Annotated in this window: 16 protein-coding genes; 5 read left to right on the forward strand and 11 right to left on the reverse strand. The window is 56.5% G+C overall.

The annotated features are described in order from the left end of the window. Positions 1–405: 405 nt before the first annotated feature. From DWB63_RS15955 to cbiR, 6 genes are all read right to left on the reverse strand, one after another. Complete coding sequence (locus DWB63_RS15955) at positions 406–1,185, reverse strand: hypothetical protein (RefSeq protein ID WP_128329859.1); 780 nt, start codon at positions 1,183–1,185, stop codon at positions 406–408. A 16-nt stretch (positions 1,186–1,201) separates the two neighbouring features. Further along, positions 1,202–1,966, reverse strand: a complete 765-nt coding sequence (locus DWB63_RS15960; protein ID WP_206613184.1) for a DUF488 domain-containing protein — start codon at positions 1,964–1,966, stop codon at positions 1,202–1,204. A 126-nt stretch (positions 1,967–2,092) separates the two neighbouring features. Further along, the gene (polA, locus tag DWB63_RS15965) at positions 2,093–4,756 is read right to left on the reverse strand and encodes a DNA polymerase I (protein WP_128329861.1); all 2,664 of its coding nucleotides are present in this window, start codon (positions 4,754–4,756) and stop codon (positions 2,093–2,095) included. 17 nt (positions 4,757–4,773) lie between these two features. Next, complete coding sequence (locus DWB63_RS15970) at positions 4,774–5,775, reverse strand: DHH family phosphoesterase (protein ID WP_128329862.1); 1,002 nt, start codon at positions 5,773–5,775, stop codon at positions 4,774–4,776. 3 nt (positions 5,776–5,778) lie between these two features. Further along, the gene (locus DWB63_RS15975; RefSeq protein ID WP_128329863.1) at positions 5,779–6,288 is read right to left on the reverse strand and encodes a bifunctional adenosylcobinamide kinase/adenosylcobinamide-phosphate guanylyltransferase; all 510 of its coding nucleotides are present in this window, start codon (positions 6,286–6,288) and stop codon (positions 5,779–5,781) included. Then, the gene (gene cbiR / locus DWB63_RS15980; protein WP_241648889.1) at positions 6,285–7,013 is read right to left on the reverse strand and encodes a cobamide remodeling phosphodiesterase CbiR; all 729 of its coding nucleotides are present in this window, start codon (positions 7,011–7,013) and stop codon (positions 6,285–6,287) included. Before cbiR ends, DWB63_RS15975 begins: the two co-directional genes overlap by 4 nt. Positions 7,014–7,186: 173 nt before the next feature. Here cbiR and DWB63_RS17380 point away from each other — a divergent pair, with 173 nt between their 5' ends. Continuing rightward, the gene (locus tag DWB63_RS17380; RefSeq protein WP_164879926.1) at positions 7,187–7,330 is read left to right on the forward strand and encodes a hypothetical protein; all 144 of its coding nucleotides are present in this window, start codon (positions 7,187–7,189) and stop codon (positions 7,328–7,330) included. Here DWB63_RS17380 and DWB63_RS15985 read toward each other — a convergent pair. Continuing rightward, complete coding sequence (locus tag DWB63_RS15985; protein WP_128329865.1) at positions 7,327–10,428, reverse strand: UvrD-helicase domain-containing protein; 3,102 nt, start codon at positions 10,426–10,428, stop codon at positions 7,327–7,329. The genes DWB63_RS17380 and DWB63_RS15985 overlap by 4 nt on opposite strands. A 95-nt stretch (positions 10,429–10,523) precedes the next feature. Between DWB63_RS15985 and DWB63_RS15990 the strand changes: the two genes are divergently transcribed. Next, positions 10,524–10,997 (forward strand): MarR family transcriptional regulator, encoded by a 474-nt coding sequence (locus DWB63_RS15990; RefSeq protein ID WP_128329866.1) that lies wholly within the window; start codon positions 10,524–10,526, stop codon positions 10,995–10,997. 37 nt (positions 10,998–11,034) lie between these two features. Here DWB63_RS15990 and DWB63_RS17540 read toward each other — a convergent pair whose 3' ends face one another. After that, on the reverse strand, positions 11,035–11,166 hold the full coding sequence (locus DWB63_RS17540) for a hypothetical protein (RefSeq protein ID WP_277749744.1): 132 nt from the start codon (positions 11,164–11,166) through the stop codon (positions 11,035–11,037). Positions 11,167–11,273: 107 nt separating this feature from the next. Here DWB63_RS17540 and DWB63_RS15995 point away from each other — a divergent pair, with 107 nt between their 5' ends. Together DWB63_RS15995 and DWB63_RS16000 are read left to right on the forward strand one after the other, a co-directional pair. Further along, on the forward strand, positions 11,274–12,341 hold the full coding sequence (locus tag DWB63_RS15995; protein ID WP_128329867.1) for an efflux RND transporter periplasmic adaptor subunit: 1,068 nt from the start codon (positions 11,274–11,276) through the stop codon (positions 12,339–12,341). 9 nt (positions 12,342–12,350) lie between these two features. Then, a complete protein-coding gene (locus DWB63_RS16000; RefSeq protein WP_128329868.1) occupies positions 12,351–15,521 on the forward strand; it encodes an efflux RND transporter permease subunit in 3,171 nt (1,056 codons plus the stop codon). A gap of 75 nt (positions 15,522–15,596) precedes the next feature. Here the strand turns inward: DWB63_RS16000 and DWB63_RS16005 are convergent, their stop codons facing one another. Next, complete coding sequence (locus DWB63_RS16005) at positions 15,597–15,893, reverse strand: late competence development ComFB family protein (protein WP_128329869.1); 297 nt, start codon at positions 15,891–15,893, stop codon at positions 15,597–15,599. Between the two features lie 154 nt (positions 15,894–16,047). Here DWB63_RS16005 and DWB63_RS16010 point away from each other — a divergent pair, with 154 nt between their 5' ends. Beyond that, positions 16,048–16,662 (forward strand): hypothetical protein, encoded by a 615-nt coding sequence (locus DWB63_RS16010; protein WP_128329870.1) that lies wholly within the window; start codon positions 16,048–16,050, stop codon positions 16,660–16,662. A 247-nt stretch (positions 16,663–16,909) separates the two neighbouring features. Here the strand turns inward: DWB63_RS16010 and DWB63_RS16015 are convergent, their stop codons facing one another. Beyond that, entirely contained in the window at positions 16,910–18,085 is a 1,176-nt protein-coding gene (locus DWB63_RS16015) for a pyridoxal phosphate-dependent aminotransferase (protein WP_128329871.1), read from the reverse strand. An 82-nt stretch (positions 18,086–18,167) separates the two neighbouring features. Further along, on the reverse strand, positions 18,168–18,596 hold the full coding sequence (locus tag DWB63_RS16020) for a peptidylprolyl isomerase (RefSeq protein ID WP_128329872.1): 429 nt from the start codon (positions 18,594–18,596) through the stop codon (positions 18,168–18,170). Positions 18,597–18,604: the final 8 nt, after the last annotated feature.

Genomic DNA, 18,604 nt, shown 5'->3' on the forward strand with positions numbered 1-18,604 from the left:
TTGTGTGATGAAAAGTGTGGAAGTAAGACGAAGCGATATTGTTTTAGTCAATGGAGCAGCAGCGACATAAAGCAACGAACTGCGTATCGTCGTAAGCGTCAGATATGTATAAGGGACAGGGAGAGCGCCTTCGGCGCGGGGGAGGAGGAGAGAGCCGTCGCTGTCGCTCCTCCGACTTTTTTTGATGCCCTCCCGGCGGGGTTCTTTTTTGGCTGGGCCGCCCCAAAAAAGAACCAAAAAAACGCGGCTTCCCAGCGCGGCCGCCGCACTCCCCGCCCCAAGAAGCTGATCGGACCGGCTCCGCTCCCCGATCAAGGCGTCCGCTTCGCTCCCCCCGTGATCGGAAGAGCCGCTCCGCCACTCCGTCAGCTTCTAAGGGCGAGGAGTGGCATGGCTGTTTGCGGTCTACAGAAGTTGTAATTGTCGATCTCTTTTAGGTGGACTGAAGAAGCCTATTATCATCCACACTCTGTGTAGATTGTGCATGCCGACGAAAAAGTGAGGGTCGCGTTTGGGCGAGCACAAATTATTTAAGTATTGGTTTCTGACTTTGTTTAATGCAATCCTTTCGTCTCCATGGGTATATTTCATCTTTCTGAATAGTTGAAAGACTTCCCAATCTTCAATGGTTTGACTATGGCCTTTACATTTTGGATCATTACATAAGTACTTGAATTTAAAACGCCAAGGAATTTTTTCAAGTGAGATCGCTGGACGATCAAGCCAAAGAGCTTTCATTGCGTTTTCTTGCTTCGGGTTCCAATTTGGTGAATCTTCTTCATAAATGAAATCGATAATCTTTTTTGGTTTTACGATCGAGAGCGATATATTCTTACCATATTCATTCATAAGATCGCATGTGTTTCTGATCGGATTAGACTTCAAGATTGCATGGAGGCGTTGATCCCATTTTTTTGAAGAAATCAATTCGCCCAACTTTAAGGTGCTGGGGAAAGCTTTGAATGATTCCGGTCTAGGATCGACTGTATTTCGTTCTACGTCGACTTCTATCCATTGATATTTTTTGAAACGTTCAAATTCTTTTAACGTGCGGAAAGGAAACGGATATATGCGAATTAACGAACCATCTTTGCAGACGCCAGCAGTGCAGACCGTTTCATGATATTTTTCAGATGGCTGAGGATATGTTTTGACTGTTACCAGTATATGCTTGCGCTCTTTCACTCCTCAACCTCTTTAATTATAGATGGGTCACTGAAAGTTTTGTTAGTTTTGCCAGGTGGTTAGCCAGCCTTCCTCTATGGCAATCTGTTGGCTTGTGTTCAAAACAAACTAGAACTGAGGGCTGCTGAATAATTTGCTCAATTACCAGTTGTTGATATTCACTAGTCTCTTTTAGGGTTGTTTTTTCGTAATTGTCAAAGAGTTTGATGTAGTCATCTTTGCAGTTTAGGTTTTGTCTTGATTCACTTTTTATACCTAGCTCAGGGATGTGCATGTAGGTAATGCCGACGGCGTTAGCAGAGTTTTCCATGCTCGTTTTAGAAAAACCAAACTTTCGAGATATAGGATTTTTTCTGACATCAATAATTGTTTGAATTCCAGCGGAAAGCAATCTCAGCAAAAAACCATCAATCGTATTTCCTTCATATCCAGCTGTAGTGATTTTCGTTGTCTTGTTTTTTGTTACAGGCGTTTGAAATTTTGGAGAAATTTTAGTTGTGCGAGTAACTAAATCAATGTCGGAATAGTCTTGATTTTGTTGTACAATTTTTTGGATAGTTTGTTGTTCGTCAAATGATAATGAATAAACATGCCCAATGGCATTTTTGCTGAGTTTGTGGTCAAAGGTGTTTTTTGTCCGAGTGATTAGTTCTTTTCTTTCAAGGAGTTCAAGGTCGTGTGTTAATAAAAGTGAAGTGATTCCATTCTTGTATGGTATAAAGTCATACATTTCTGTCCGAGTAATAGGGCTTTCGGAAGAAACTATAGCTGCGAGTAGCATGAGCCGATCAAAAGAAATAGATCGTTTGCTCTCAAGAAGAATGCTTAGTAGCATCTTTTGACGTTTGAATATCATTAATTACCCTTTAGTCTTCGAATCTTATAAGAAAAAGTATCAAATACAGATTTAATGCGCTTCAGCCCAATTCTTCCCAACCCCTAAGTCCACCTTCAGCGGGACGGCCAGTTTGGCTACGTTTTGCATGACTTCCTTCAGGCGTGCTCCGGCGGCTTCTATGGTTGTGGCCGGGGCTTCGATGATCAGTTCATCGTGGACCTGGAGGATGAGTTTGGCGCCCAGGGACTTGAGTTCCTGGTCTTTGTGGGCGGCCAGCATGGCCATTTTTATGATGTCGGCGGCAGAGCCCTGGATGACCGTGTTGATGGCCTGGCGTTTGGCCTGGGAGGCCATTTGGTTGTTTCTGGAGTGGAGTTCCGGGAGCAGGCGGCGGCGTCCGGCAAGGGTGGTGACGAAGCCGTGGGTTTCGGCGTCCTTGACGATGGAGTCGTAGTATGTCTTGAGGGTCGCCATTTTCTCGAAGTATTTGTCCGTGAATTCCTGGGCTTCGGTCTGTTTGATCTTCAGTTCGCGGGCCAGTTTCTGGACGCCCATGCCGTAGATCAGGCCGAAGTTGATGGTCTTGGCCCCGCGCCGTTCGTCCGGGGTCACTTCCTCGACCGTCTTGTCATTGAGCAGGGCTGCCGTGCGCGAGTGGATATCCTCGTTGTGCAGGAAGGCGTCGATCAGGGCCGGGTCCTTGGAGAAATGGGCCAGGACGCGCAGTTCGATCTGCGAATAGTCCGCTGCTGCCAACAGGTTTCCTTCAGCCGCGTTGAAACAGGCGCGCATCCTCGGGCCGTGTACGCCGCGAATGGGGATGTTCTGCAGGTTGGGCTGCGAGCTTGAAAGGCGGCCCGTGGCCGTGGACAATTGGTTGAAATGGGTGTGCAGCCTGCCGTCCTCGCCCACCAGTTTGGGCAGCGGCTCAAGGTAGGTGGAGCGCAGTTTCTCCAACATGCGGAATTCCAGCACCGCCTCCACAATGGGGTGCAGATCGCGGATTTTTTCCAACACCTGGTTGGCCGTGGAGCGCAGTCCTGTGGAGGTCTTGGAACCCGCCTTGATGTCGAGCCTATCGAACAATATCACGGCCAGTTGCTGGCTGGAGCGGATGTTGAACTCCTCTCCGGCCAGCCCGATGATGGTCCGGGTCAATTCGTTGAGCTGGCCGCTGACATCATTGAGAAATGTCTCGAAGGCGTTGAGGTCGATGCCGATGCCCGCCCGTTCCATGGAGACCAGCACCGGGATGAGCGGCTGTTCCAGATCGCGCATGAGCCGGGTCAGGTCCGCGCCTTCCACCTGGCCGCGGATGCCCTGCATGTAGGCCAGCGCCGCCAGCCCCTGGGATTGCGGGTGCAGGTCGCGGGCAGCGGAGAATTCCGGGCGGCCGTCCTGGAAAAGGGATTGCCTGAGCCTCGGCCAGGTGTAATTGCGCGCCTCCGGGTCCAGAAGGTACGCGGCCAGACTGAGGTCGAACCACTGGCCGGGCAGGATGTAGTCCCAGCCCGCATCGGTGCGCAGCAGGTCCTGCACGCTCGGTGTGGCAATGACATTGGCATTGTCCAGAGCCCGGACAAGGTCGCTCGCCGGGCCGGAGTATCGGTACTCGACCGAGTCCATACCGATGAAAAACGCGCCGTCCTCATAGGTCAGGCCCACATCCTCGCCAGCCAGGCCGGGCAGATCATCCACGCTTGCGGCGTCCGTCACCGGCAGGGGGGCGTCGGGCTTTTCCAGCGCTGGTGCGCTGCCGAACAGGGAGAGCATACCCCCGTCCCCGGCGGGCGCACTCTTTGCGGACGATTTGGCCGGAGCCGCCTTCGGATTTTGGGCCGGTGCCGTCAGTGGCGTCCTTGGCAGCACCCGTTGCAGACTGCGCAATTCATACTCTTCAAGAAATTCGTCCAGCGCGGCAAAGTCGATCTCCTGCACCACAAAGTCGTCCACGGGCAGGTCGCAGCAGTCCGTCTTCATGCGCGTCAGCTCGCGGTATATGAACACGTTTTCCAGCTCCGGTTCCACTTTTTCGCGCAGTTTTTCCGGCAACTTGTCGATGTTGTCGCGCAGTTCTTCCAAGGTGGGACCGGTCTCGGCAAAAATCTTGCGTGCGGTCACCGGACCGATCTTGGGGATGCCGGGAATGTTGTCCGCCGAATCGCCGATCACGGCCTGGAAATCCGGCCAGGTGTCCGGCTCCATGCCTTCCGCTTCCCGAAAGGAATCCAGGGTGTGGATGGTTTCGTTGCGTCCGTGCTGGCTGACCATGACCACCTGCGTGTCCAGGCATTGCTTGATGTCCTTGTCCGAGGCCAGGATGACCACAGGGCGTTCAGCCTTGTAGTGCCCGGCAAGGGCGCAGATGCAATCGTCAGCCTCCACGCCGTCGGAGACCAGCAGCTTGATGCCCAGCAGCTCCACGCCCCGGCGCACCGGGTCCACCTGCTCGGCCAGCGGTTCGGGCATGGACGGGCGGTTGGCCTTGTACAGGTCGTACATCTCGTTGCGGAAGGTCGGTCCCTTGCCGTCCATGAGAAAGGCCACGTGCCGGGGGCGCTCTTCCTTGAGCAGGTTCATGACCACCCGCATCACGGTGTTGATGGCGTTGGTCGGGAAACCGTCCGAGCGCGACAGGTCGGCGCGGGCGTAGAAAGCGCGGTAGAGCAGGGCGGTGCCGTCGATGAGGTAGACGGGTTCCCTATCGAGATTGAGGCGTTCTTTTAACGACATGATTCCAATGGTATGGGTTAAATTCTGCGGATGGTTTTCTTGCGGCCCTGGCCAAGACGCTTGAGCATGAATATTTCAGGGTCCACGCCGTTCAGGGCTTCAAGATCCACTTCGGCGCGGGCAGCCTGTTTGTGGCCGCCTGCCGAAGCCGCTTCGAGTCCGCTCATGGTCTTTTGGGCCAGGGAGCCCATGTCACGCCGGAGGCCGTCGCCGCGGAAGATGCAGACCAGTTTTTCGTCCGCGGTGCCGGAAACCACCACCCACGGCACATTGTGAACGCGGGTAAAGAAGTCGGCCACGATAACCAGGATGTCCGGATTCTCAACGTTGCCGCAATGGGCGAACAACCCTTGGCCGATGCGGCGAAGGTTGTAAAATGCGCGCGAAAAATAGCGCATCCAGTCCAGGTGGAATTCACTGCGGCTGATGCGGTTCATCAGCTTGGAGTCCGCATATTTGCTGAGATATTTGAAGGCGGCCATGTCCGCGTCGATGAACTCACGTTCAAAGGTGCGGGTGTCGCAGCGGATGCCGTACATGAGAGCCGTGGCCAGCAGTTTGGCCGGACGGATTTTCATATTGTAGAGGTATTCGGTCATCATGGTGCAGACCGCGCCGTACTTGGGCCGGATGTCCACGTAATCCGCCTGGACCAGGTTGTCCTGGGCAATGGGGTGGTGGTCGATGACCACGGAGAAGTTGAAGGGCTTGAACTCGGGGTTGTGGTGGGGTTGGGAGTCCACCAGGGCGAATTTGTCGAACTGGGCCGCCAGATTCGGAATGAGTTTTTGCGTTGGAATACGGCAGTAACGGATCATGGACAGGTTGTCCGGTCGTTTGATCTCGTTGATTTGGGCGATGGCGATGGTGCTCACACGCCGGGCCATGATGCGCCGGAGCGCAAGGGCCGATCCCAGGGCATCGGGGTCGGCATTTATGACGATAAGCCAATTGTCGTCCTTCTTGAACAGTTCCAGAAGGTGTTCGACATGTTCATCAAGCTGTCGGAAAAGTGCCACAAATTATCCCTGTTTCAGGGTTAACGGCAGCCCGGCTGCAACCAGGTATGCCCGGTCGGCCCGCGCAGCGATACTCTGGTTGAGTGCGCCGAGGCTCCGTACAAAGGCTCTGACAGCGCTCCCCCCCGGGAGCGGGCCAAGCCCTGTTTCGCATGAGACCAATATCAAATCCGTGGCGTTCCATTCGTCAAGAACAGCCATGAATTCCTTGACTTTTTCCGACTCGCATCCGGCTTCCCGGCAGGCGAACAGCCAGTAGTCCAAGCTGTCCACAAGCAGGGTCGGAAAAAACAATTTAGCCTTTTGAAGCTCTTGAGGCAAGTCCTCGGAAACTTCTATTACTTCGAGGTTGGGAGTGCGACTTTGGCGATGGCGGCGGATTTGTTCTCGGAAATCCATGTCTTTGGCCTTGCCTGTGGCAATAAACAACCCCGGTTCGGCTCCTTTGGTCAATAAATCGAGCGCAAAGTCGGATTTTCCGGATTTGTTGCCGCCGAGAACCAGGGTGATCATTTATTGTTCCCCCACCGGGAAATCCACTGGCCGAGCAAGTCCAGTGAATCGAAAAGTTCTGTTTGATCAAAGAGTTCCAGAGTCACGGTCACGTCTGAAACCTTTTCGAGCATGGTGCATAAAATTTCCTGGCCTTGGGCGTCCAATTCGGTCAGGGGCCAGTGTTTCATGCGCCGTTCGGCCCCATAGACGTGGAGCATGCGGGTCCGCTCCCATATTCCCGGCAGGTCGAGCACGTCGTGTTGACCATAGGCAAGGATGTGCCCGATATCCAGACAGGCGGAATAGCCGCCCTCCACAACCTGCTCCCATATGGGGGTCAGGCTGCATTGACCGATATTTTCCACCAGGAACATGGCCGGGTCCACGCCCTTGTCCCGCAGCCGTGCGGCCAGGGGAACGAGCATGTCCGGTTGGGTGGGCGGGTGGAGCACATAGGCATGTGGTGAAAGATAGGCCGCCTTGTTCAGGAGGCCGTCGATTTTCTGCCATGTGGCGTCCAGTCCGTCTTCCCACCGCAGGTCGAGAGGCAAGTGCACGTTCCAGGAGCAGGCGAGGTCGGCCAGATGCGCGGGCAGGTCGGTTTCAGTGTAAGCGAGACAGGCTTCGGTTTCGAAAAAAAGGAGCGCGATTTCAGGGAAATAGTCCGCCAGGAACAGACTGTTTTCCGCAGCCCCGGCAGGCAGCACAAAGGATGGGGCGGCCAGGGTAAAGGGAAATCGCACGTTCCATTTTTCCTGTACCGCTTGGACGGATATCGGACGGGTGTGCGCACTTTTTTCCCGGTCGCCGCCAGAGGCGGAAGAAGAACCGCCGGGTTTTGTTGAAATATAGTTGTGGGGCATGGCTATTGCAATGAAGCACTCAAATGCTCAAAGGAATGTCCGAGGGTACAGACATGAAAGCTTTTCGAGAATATTGTCAGCATATGCTCAACCCCCTGCACGTTTTTTGCCGATTGCGCCGGGTCGGGCTGACCCGTGCCGTGGCCCGTAATGTGTGCTGGGCCTATGAGCGCGGATTGTATCGGTTTTTCCTTTAGTCCAACAGTCCGAGCTGCTTCTCTTTGGTGACCTTTTTGGCGGCCAGAGTGGATTTCGTCAGCAGCTTTTCGGGAATTTCCCGCAGATATCGTGATTGAGGCAGGGCCAGGGTCTTGCCGAAGAGGAGCCGTTTGGCGGCGTGACTGATGTAGAGGTTGCGCTTGGCGCGGGTCATGCCCACATACATCAGGCGGCGCTCCTCGTAGAATTTTTGTCCCCGGCCCGGAGTCAGGGTCACCTTGGCAGTGAGCAGGTCCATGCCCGCAAATGGCAGGATTCCTTCTTCGCAGGCCGGCATGAACACGGCTTCGAATTCCAGTCCCTTGGCAGCGTGGAGCGTCATGATCTGGACTTTTTCGGCCATCCGGCGGACCAATTCCAGTTCGGTCTGGAGGGACACCCAGTTGACCAGACCCTGCCAGCCGCCGCGCCTGTCGAATTCTTTTTTCAACTCCTTGAAGTGGCGGCTTTCCCAGAAAAATTGATCGAAGGGCGGAGTCTCGTTCAAATAGGCGGCCAGCCCCACGGGGCCTTTTGCCAGGATGTGGTCGGGCACGTCGATGACGTCTTCGCCGCCGGACAGGGTCATGCCGAGGAACTGTTCGGCGGCCTTGAGGATGCTTGCCACGCGAGGTTCCTGCCAGAATCCTTCCAGTTCCGGTGTGGATACGGGGATGCCGGCCCGCTTGAGAGCCTTTTCGATGGTCGGGATGAGTGCCTTGAAACGGACCAGTACAACGATGTCGCCGGGGGCCAGATCACCGCTTCCTTCGAAATCCGAGACGGAGTGACTAGTGGCACCGATAAGCCCTTTGATCTTGTCGCTGATCCAAGCGGCTTCTCGCAGGTCGTCCGGGGCCTCGAACAGGTGCAGGGTGGCCTTGATATCGCTTTGGGCATGGAGACGTGGGGCGTCCGGGAACAGGTTGCCTGCGCCGTCCAGGATGTTTTGGCCTGAACGGTAGTTCTCGGTCAGAGTGATTTGTTCGATGGCGGGCCAGGTCTGGGTGAGGTGGGCCTGCACGTCTTCCACTGCCCCCCGAAATCCGTAAATGGACTGCCTCGGATCGCCTATGCAGAACAACCCTTCGCCGTCCTTGCTCGCAATGCCTTTGATCACAGCCAGTTGCAGGGGAGTGAGATCCTGAACCTCGTCCACCAGCACATGGGTGTAGGGCATACGGAAGGTGGGCGCATCGCATTGTTCCAGCATGAACTCCAGCAGGTCGGTGTAGTCCACCAGATCCCAGTGGTTTTTTTGGTTGCCGTAGTTTATGTGCGCTTCGGCCAGATCCTCGGGCAGCCCTGTGAGCTGCTCTCTGGCCAGGATGTACTTGTTCCAGTAATAGTCGAGGTTCTTGCCCGCGAATTCCGGGTTGACCTCGGCGAAGAGTTTTTTGGCGCCGACCTCGGGCATCACGATGGGGGTCTCGGAATAGGCGTGCTTCCAGTAATCGAAGCACAACGAGTGGAGGGTTCCGGCCTGGGGCATGTCAGCATCTTCGCCGCGCAGGTTCTTGAGCCGGTCTCGCATTTCCTGGGCCGCTCTTCGGGTGAAGGTCAGGGCCAGGATACGTTTGGGTTTGGCCCCGGCATCGATGAGTCTGGCGATGCGTCCCATGAGGGTCTGGGTCTTGCCCGTGCCGGGACCAGCCAGGACGAGAATCGGGCCGGGACCGGCATCGATGGCCTGCTGTTGGGCCGGGTTGTATTTCAGCGGGGTTGTATCTGGCTTGCAACGAGTCAGAGTCGGGCATGGGGCTGCGGTTTGGCCCACGTCCGGGTGCGCTTCGAGATGCGGTACGGAGATGAGGGTGGCACCGTTCTTGATCTGGGCGCGTTCCTTCTCCGAGAAGACGGTGATCACGCCGTATTCTCCGTCATATCCGGCCTTGCGGATGACCTGGCCATCGCGCATGCGGGACAAACCTTCGCCCAGGTGGCAGCAAAACTTGTTCAGGTCTTCGGCGGGCACGCGTTGGAGAATGTCCAGTTCGTTGCCGAATTTGCTGAGAAGCTGCATGTAGAGTTCATTGACCTTCTTGGAGCCTGGGCCCACGCCGACCACTTCGGACAGGATTTCCTTGAGGGGGATCATGGATACGAAATTGGGTGCGCCTGCCGGTTGTACAGGCTCTTCCCTGTCGGCCAGCTCCAGTATCCGGTTGTATACGCCCACGGTGACCGGCTTGCCGCAGACCGGACAGATGCCGTCGCGGGCAATGGTCTCGTGGGGATCCATGGACACGCCGCATTTGCGGTGGCCGTCCATGTGGTATTTGCCTTCTTCGGGGAAGAACTCCACTGTGCCCAGGAATTTGTGGCCCAGTCCCTCGCCGCGCAGGGCGCGATAGATGCCTTCATAGGAAATTTCGCCCCGAAACAGGTTGGCTTCGCGGCCGAGTTTTTCGCCGGAGTGGGCGTCGGAGTTAGAGATCAGCTTGATTCGGTCCAGTTCAGACCATGTCCAGTTCATCTCCGGGTCCGAAGACAATCCCGTTTCCATGGCAAAGATTTCGTCGGCATAGTCGCCGAAGCATTCTCGGATGGAGTCGAAGCCGGACTTGGAGCCGAACAGGGAGAACCAGGGTGTCCAGATATGGGCCGGGACCAGAAAGGCCTGAGGGTGGCATTCCAGAACCATGTCGATGAGATCGCGGCTGTCCAGACCGAGAATTGGCCGTCCGTCCGAGGCCAGGTTGCCCACCTGGGACAGCTTTTCGTTGAAACGTTTCACCGCGTCCAGAGTCGGCATGTAGACCAGGTTGTGGACTTTGCGGACCTTGCCGCCGCGTTTGTAGATGGAACTTATCTCCGTCTGGAGCATGAACCGGGTACGGCCCGGAATCTCGCCGTCGAATGCGGGTATCTCCGCCTCCAGGCCACGGGGGGCCTTCAGGGTGAACAATCCCTTGCCGTTGTCTTGAAGCTGCTCCTCGATTTCGGCCAGCCATTCGGGGTGAGTGAAATCACCGGTACCGAGTACGTTGAGGCCCTTGAGACATCCCCATGCGGCCAGGGCCCTTATGGTCAGGTTCTTGCTGGTGGCGCGCGAGAAACGGGAGTGGATGTGGAGGTCGGCAGTGAATCGTTCCATGAAGGGAACAGTATAGCCATACTCCCTTTATTGCAACCCGTGGACAGGACCAAAATGGGTTGACGATCAGGTTTGTTGCAGATACAACTTTATCCATGCTGCTTGAACGATTGAACCCCAAAGAGTCCATGGGATTCCTGGCCTGGAAAGTCTCCAGGATTCTGACCAACGATCTGGCCGCCCAATTTTCGCAGGCCGGTGTGAAGATAACCGTGGAGCAGTGGCGGGCGCTGCTGCCCACCTATTCTTTGGACGGGTTGACCCAGGGGCGGCTGTGCGAGATGTTGCTGCAGGAGAAGACCGGAGTCAGTCGTCTCGTTACCGCCTTGGAAAAACAGGGCTTGGTCCGGCGGAATGCCAGCAAAGAGGATCGGCGGGTAAAATTTATTTACATTACCGAGGCGGGCCGGGAGCTTGTGGATTTCACCCTGAGCATAGTCATAAGCAGTCGCGATCGGCTGGTGGCGCATGTGAACCCCGAAGAACTGGCCATCTGCAAACGGGTGCTTTGGAAGATCGTCCAACCTTACCTTGATGCGGCGTGCGTATCTCAGGAAGAACCCTGCTGAAACCCAAGGCTGCAATCCGGGAATAGCTGAAAGGGCCTCATCTGTTCACTGTGTCCTTCCTGGGTTTGGGCGGCGTGTCCCTGGCCTCGGCCCTTGGAGAACGGTCGATGGGCCTGTGCCCGGGGAGTTGGGCATGGATGTTCTGCAGAAAGCGGGCTATATGTATCATCAGAATATGAATTTCATACGGGGTGCCGGGCCGGTGCCCCTCTTGGTGGTTACGGTGTGTATGTCCGTATTCAAGCCGTGGAAAAATATAATGAAGAAGAGCAAGTGATGAAAAGAGTGTTTCAGGTTCTCGTGGTGATTTGTTCGGCGGTGGTCCTGGCCGTGCCCGCCTTTGCCCAGAAGCCGGGAGAGCGGCCTCCGTCTCCCGTGGTCACCGGCAAGGTGACCAGCGGCGACATGGCCCCGCAGACCGAGTTCATCGGCACGGTCTATTTCACTGAAATATCCAATGTGGCCGCAGAGGTGGAAGGCAAGCTCGTCTCACTGAACGTGGAGGACGGCCAGCGGGTCAGGAAGGGCGACCCCCTGGTGGTGCTTTCTTCGGATATCCTGGACCGGTCCATTGCCAACGCCCGTGCCCTCATGGACCAGGCCCAGGCCGATTTCGAACTGGCCAAGCGTGACAACGAGCGGACCACCAAATTGTATAACAGCCGCACCGTGGCCGAGGGTGAGTATGACTCCAAAAGGCTGGCGGCCCTGTCTTCCGAAAAGAAGATGATCGCGGCCCGTGCCATCCTCAACCGGTTGCAGATTGAACGTGAGAAGAAGACCATCCGTTCACCCTACGACGGCGTTGTCCTTGAACGAAAGGCCTTCCGCGGAGAATGGGTTTCCACCGGGTCTGTAGTGGCCGTGGTCGCCCGCGACGACGAGTTCGACGTGGTGGTCAACGCCCCGCGTGAGGCCTTCGGCGTGGTCAAGCCCGGCCTGGAAGTGGTGATCAACGTCGCCGGTAGGGAAATACCCGGCAAGGTTTTCGCGGCCATCCCCAAGGGTGACGTGGCCACCCGAACCTTCCCGGTCAAGATCCGGGTCGCCAACGACGGTTTTCTGGCTGAAGGCATGGAAGCCCGTGTGGTTCTGCCCGAAGGGTTGGGCGGCACGACCCTGATCGTTCCCAGAGATGCCATAATCTCATCTCGGGGTCAGATGGTGGTCTGGGCCGTCATCGACGGCAAGGCCGTGCCTATGTCGATATATGTCGTGGGCTACCGGGGTATGGAGGCCGGAGTGAAATCCAAGGAACTCCGGGAAGGCATGGACGTGGTGGTCAAAGGCAATGAGCGGCTCCAGCCACAGCAGCCTGTGGCCGCACAACCCATGCAGCCGTAGGGAGGGACCATGGATATCATAGGAACCGCCATACGAAAACCCGTGGCCGTGCTCGTGGGGGTCATCTTGGTTTCCCTGTTCGGCATGGTGGCCCTGCTCAGCCTGCCGTACCAGCTTTCGCCGAATGTGACCGAGCCGGTCATCTCCGTCACCACCACCTGGACCGGAGCGACTCCCTACGAGATGGAGCGTGACGTTGTCGAGGAGCAGGAGAAAGTGCTCAAGGGCATTCCCGGATTGATCCAGATGGAGAGCTCCAACTACGACAGCCGGTCCGAGTTGACCTTGAAGTTCGAGATCGGCACAGAGATTGACAAGGCACTTCTGCGCGTCTCCAACAAGCTTGACGAGGTTCCGGAGTATCCGGACGATGTCGATCGGCCCATTATTTCGGCCACCGGTGCATCCACCTCCCCGGTCATCTGGTTGATCCTTGAGCCTCTGCCGGACAATCATCAGGACATCTCCACCTATCTGACCTTTTTTGAAAACGAGGTCCGGCAGTACATCGAGCGCGTGAACGGTGTGGCGGATCTGTTCGTGGGCGGCGGCCGGGAAGACGAAATGCACATCATCGTCGATCCCGTCAAGCTGGCCTCCTACAACCTGACGGTTACAGAACTCATCAGCGTGTTGAAGAGCGAGAATATCTCCCTGTCCGCAGGCACTCTCGGCGTGGGACGCCGGGACTACCGCATTCGAACTCCTGCCGAATTCAAGTCGCCAGAAGACATCAAGTCCGTCGTCATTTCCTCGTCGGGGCAATTTCGTGTTTCCCTGGGCGATGTGGCCACGGTTTCCCGGGGCAACGAGAAGCCCACAGTGGCCATGCAGTACAATGGCGAAAAGGGCATGGTCGTGGGCATCAAGCCGGAGCCTGGAACCAACGTCCTGGCCATGACCGACGATGTACATGCCGTGGTGGAGCAGCTCAACGCCGGTCCCCTGGCTGAGAAAGGCATCCATTTCAATTGGGTGTATGATCAGCGGCCCTACATCAACGGCGCCATTGACCTGGTGAAGAACAACATCATCATCGGTTCCATCCTGGCTATCGTGGTCCTGTTCGTCTTTCTCCAATCCTTCAGTTCCACCATCATCGTGGCAGTCAGCATCCCGGTGTCCATCATCGGTGCCTTCATCATGTTCGCGGCAGCAGGGCGTTCGCTCAACATCGTGTCCATGGCGGGCATCTCCTTTGCCGTGGGCATGCTCGTGGACAACGCCATCGTGGTGCTCGAAAACGTGGACCGGCATCGCCGCATGGGCAAGTCCGCGTTCAATGCCGCCTACGACGGGACCAGCGAGGTCTGGGGAGCGGTGCTCGCTTCCACACTGACCACCGTGGCCGTGTTCCTGCCTGTGGTCTTCATGGAGCAGGAAGCCGGACAGTTGTTCAAGGACATCGCCATTGCCGTGACTTGCGCCATTGCCCTGTCTCTGTTCGTGTCCGTGCTGGTCATCCCCATGCTCGCCAACCAGTTTTACAGAATTGCCGAGCGCAAAAAGGAAAAGCCGGAGACTGCCGATGGTCCGAGAAAGCCTGCAGGACTGTCCATTGCCAAGGCCGCGCTCAAGCCTCTGACCGCCTTTGGCGGCAAGTTGTCCGACGGCATAACCGCTCTCCTGCGGCTGGCCATCGACAACTGGAAAAACCGGCTGGTTACGATTTTCGGCATGACCCTGGCGTCTGTCCTTCTGGTTGTGTCCCTGTTCCCGAAGATGGAATACCTGCCCCAGGGCAATCGCAACCTGATAATCAACATCCTCATCCCCCCGCCGGGCCTGTCCTTCGAAGAGCGTGACGACATAGGCCGGAATGTCTTTGATCAGGTGAAGCCTCACTTCAGGAAGGAAGTGGACGGTATGCCCGGCATCGAGAACCTTTTCTTTGTTTCCGCGCCGACCATCAACCTGTTCGGAGCCATCTCCACCCAGGAACAGAACTCCCGCGCGTTGATTCCGCTGTTTACGCGTGTTCTCAACTCCATCCCCGGCATGTTCGGCGTGTCGTTGCAGGCGTCCATCTTTGAGCAGGGACTGGGTGAGGGGCGTGTCATCAACGTGGACTTTTCCGGCGACAATCTGGAAAAGTTGGTGGCGGTGGCCGGAACCATGTTCGGCATGACCATGCAGTCCATTCAAGGCGCCCAGATTCGTCCCGTTCCGTCACTGGAACTGCTCTATCCCGAGGTGCGCTTCCATCCTTATCGCGATCGTGTCAAGGCCGTGGGGCTGACCTCCCTGGACCTCGGTACCGCCTTGGACGTCATGCTTGACGGACGGAATATCGGAGACTTCAAGGAAGAGGGAAAGAAGAAGATCGACCTTGTTCTCAAGGCGTCCAACGAGGATGTGTCCACGCCCGAGGAACTCTATTCCCAGTTGGTGGCGACACCCAAGGGTTGGGCCGTGCCCCTCTCCTCGCTGGCCGGTATCGAAAACACCTATGGTGTGAATGAGATTCGCCATTTGGAGCGTAAACGTACCATCACCCTGCAGGTGACGCCTCCGACGGACATGCCGTTGCAGAGCGCCATGGAAATCATCGAGCAGCAGCTTATCCCGGCCGTGCAACAGACCGGCCTGATGGAAGACGTGTCCGTGCGGCTTTCCGGCGCTGCCGACAAGCTGACCGTGACCCGTGACGCCTTGAAGTGGAACTTCATCCTGGCGCTCATCATCACGTACCTGCTCATGGCCGCGTTGTTTGAAAACTTCATTTATCCGCTGATCATCCTGTTTACCGTTCCCCTGGCGGGTGCGGGCGGATTTCTCGGGCTGTGGCTGGAGAACCTGTTCATAGCCCAGCAGCCGCTGGACATTCTGACCATGCTCGGATTCGTCATTCTTATCGGCGTGGTCGTGAACAACGCCATCCTCATCGTGCACCAGTCTCTGGGCAATGTCCGTGAGCATGGCATGGAGCACAAGGAAGCGATCATCGAGGCCACCAGGACACGGTTGCGCCCCATTTACATGTCCGCTGCCACGTCGGTTTTCGGCATGTTGCCCCTGGCCGTGGCTCCGGGTCCCGGTTCGGAGCTGTATCGCGGCTTGGGTGCCGTGGTACTCGGCGGTCTGGCCCTGTCCACGGTTTTCACCGTGTTCGTCATTCCGGCCCTGCTCATGTTCGTCATCGGCATGGAAAAGAAGGGCGGAAGCAAGGGCGAGGCATAGCCTTTCTTTCGGCATCAATCCAAATGAAAACGGCCCGCCATGGTATCATGGCGGGCCGTTTGGTTTGCAGTGGGCTTAGATATCCGAGCGTGTGGGATTGTCGAGGACCCGTTCGACCGCAACGCGGATTTCCTTGTTGATCTCGTAATCCGAAATCCTGTTGGAGAGCACGATGGAACCGGCCTGGGCATATCCGGCCGGGATGAGGTTGAGGGTCAGGGCGTATATGTCCTGAATATCCAGGTCTTCAAAAATATAATCTGCGTAATATTCTTCCAGTATGTTCGGTATCAGTTTCGCCACACGAGATTCGTTGCGGTTGGTTATCTTTGAAACATCCACTCCATTGATCTCAAAAGTCTTTTTTGCCATTCAAGGTCCCCTTGACTGTGCGCGATTACAGATATTGACAGTTTTACCATAACCCCATTCGGCAGGGCTTGGCAATCCACTGGTATGATTCATGCTTCGAAAAACGTGTGAACGTATGTGATGATCCGGCCCGGTGCCGGGGGTGGAGGCCTCTATGTCAACTCAACCTATTGAACATACTGTACAAGGGTACACGTATCAACGTCCGAAGCGGTCGCAGTCGGACGTGCATTTTCCCCTCAATGCCGAGCAGTCAAAAAACTGTCAGGCCGAGATACCCGAATCCGGGGCCGGGGTGCGGGCCTATATTCGCGATTTGCTGTCCGGAGTGGTGTCAGGGAGCGATGACAGGCTTTCCTTTACCGAGGTCGTGGATCATCATTCGAGTCTGCAGTCCGACTGGAACCGGGAAGTGGAGGCTGATCTTGGGGAGCTGGGCGTGGATACCTCCACACCGTTTCGTCTCCTTTACGATCCTGCGGGCGCGGCCCTGGTCGTTGGCGATCATCCTGACAAGGAGATGATCAATGCCTATTTTACCGCCAATCCGGGCCGTGTCCGGGAATTGGGCGAGACCCTTCAATTCGGCAGCCTGGCCTCCACGGCCCAATCCAAACTGACCCCAGCGGATATGGACCAGCCCCTTCATACCGAGGCCATGGCCTGGTGGTATACTGCCAACATGGATGCCCACACCCTGTTCTCCGGTGGCGGCGTGGTGTTCGGTGCCGGAGGCACGGCCTACAGGGCCTTGGATATCCGCGTCTGATTCAGGTCATGCTGTTCCTCAGATCCCCTGTCCGGGAAGGCTGTATACGCGTATCGGCCTTTCCATGGGGCGCGGCCCGAATTAAGATGCCAGTATTTCGGTATATGCTCAGTATGGTTGGCGGGGTGAAGTTCGCCTGTCCGGCAGGGGCGGTTTGAACCAGAAGATGGAGTCGGAGTTGTCTTGCAGACAAAAAAGCCGGGGCATGATCATCATGCCCCCCGCTTAAATATATCATTCATGCCGTTTAAGCGTGTGTTTTCAGATAGCTTTCCAGCCGGTTCATGCCTTCCGCGATGTTTTCCATGGAGGTGGCGTAGGAAAAGCGGATGTAGCCCTCGGCTCCCTGGCCGAAGTCTATGCCCGGAGTGACGGCGATTTTCGCTTTTTCCAGCATGTCGTAGGCCAGTTCCAGGGAACTGCCGTCGAACTTCGCGGCCAGGTGGCGCATGTTCACCAGTACGTAGAAGGCTCCGGTGGGTTCGTGCTTGATGCTCAGTCCCATGTCCTTGAGTCTTTTCAGGATATACATGCGCCGTTTGTTGTAGGTGTTCTTCATGCGCTCCACGTCCGGGGCCGCCTCCTTGAGTGCGGCGATCCCACCCCATTGGGCCATGGTATTGGCGGAAATGAAGAAATTCTGGCAGAGGTTGCGAAGGGTGCGCATGAAATCCGGGGGCGCGATCATGTAGCCCAGCCGCCAGCCGGTCATGGCGTAGAGCTTGGAGAATCCGTTGAGTACGAACGTCTTGTCCGTGAATTCCAGGATGGAATGCGCTTCCTCCCCATACACCAGGCCGTGATAGATTTCGTCGGACACGATCCAGATGTCCCGCTCCCGGGCAATGTCGGCGATGGCCTGCATGCGTTCCCTGGGCAGCAGGGTGCCGGTGGGGTTGGCCGGGGAGTTGATCAGGATGGCCTTGATGCCCTCGTTGGCGTCAAGGGCCGCCCGTATGGCGGACACGCGGTACTGGAAGGCGTCGTCTTCGAATACGGGGACCTTGACCGGCTCGGCCCCGGCAAAGGTGATGAAATTGTCGTAGCAGGCATAGCACGGGTCCGAGGTGATGACTTTGTCGCCGCTCTCCAGGATGGTGGAAAACAGCGCTAGCATGGCCGGACTGGTTCCCTGGGTGACCACCACGTTTTCCGGTTCCACGGTCACGCCGTACCGTTTGCGGTAATCCTCGCAGATGGCTTCCCGCAGTTCCCTGATGCCCAGGGAGTGGGTGTAGTGGGTCTTGCCGTTTTCCAGCGCCTTGCAGGAGGCCTGGTTGACACACCCGGGCGTGTCGAAATCAGGTTCACCCACGCACATGCGAATGACGGACTCCCCGGCCTGTTCCATGGCCTCGGCCCTTTCGTTGATTTCCATGGCCAGAAACGGGGTGATGCCGCAGCAGCGTTGTGAGATGCTCATGTCGTGCCTCTGTTCGCATTGAAAACCCCGCCCCTCGCCGGTTGCAGCAAGAGGCGGGGTGAATTAATCAATATGCAGCTATTTAAGCTACTTCTACGACCTCAATATCAAACACAAGGGTTTGTCCGGCAAGGGGATGGTTGCCGTCGAGGGTGACCAGTTCGTCGTCGAAATCGGTAACGCGCACATAAGCTGGTTCGCCGTCTTCGGTACGGATTTCCAGCATCGCTCCCTCTTCCAGTTCCACGGTGGGGGGAAGCTGTTCCTTGCGAACCTGAAAGACCAACTGTTCATTGGGAGAGCCGTAGCCGTCCTCGGGCGGAATTTCCACAGTCACGGTGTCGCCCACGGATTTTCCGATCACGGCTTTCTCAAAACCGGCGATGACCATGCCTTCGCCCAGCGTGAACATCAGCGGGTCGCGGCCTTCGCTTGAATCGAACTGGCTGCCGTCAGCCTTGAGGGTGCCGGTGTAATGAACCTTGACGGTGCTGCCTTTCTGCGCAGTCATACAATCTC

Source organism: Pseudodesulfovibrio sp. S3 (genome assembly GCF_004025585.1).
Classification (GTDB): Bacteria; Desulfobacterota; Desulfovibrionia; order Desulfovibrionales; family Desulfovibrionaceae; genus Pseudodesulfovibrio.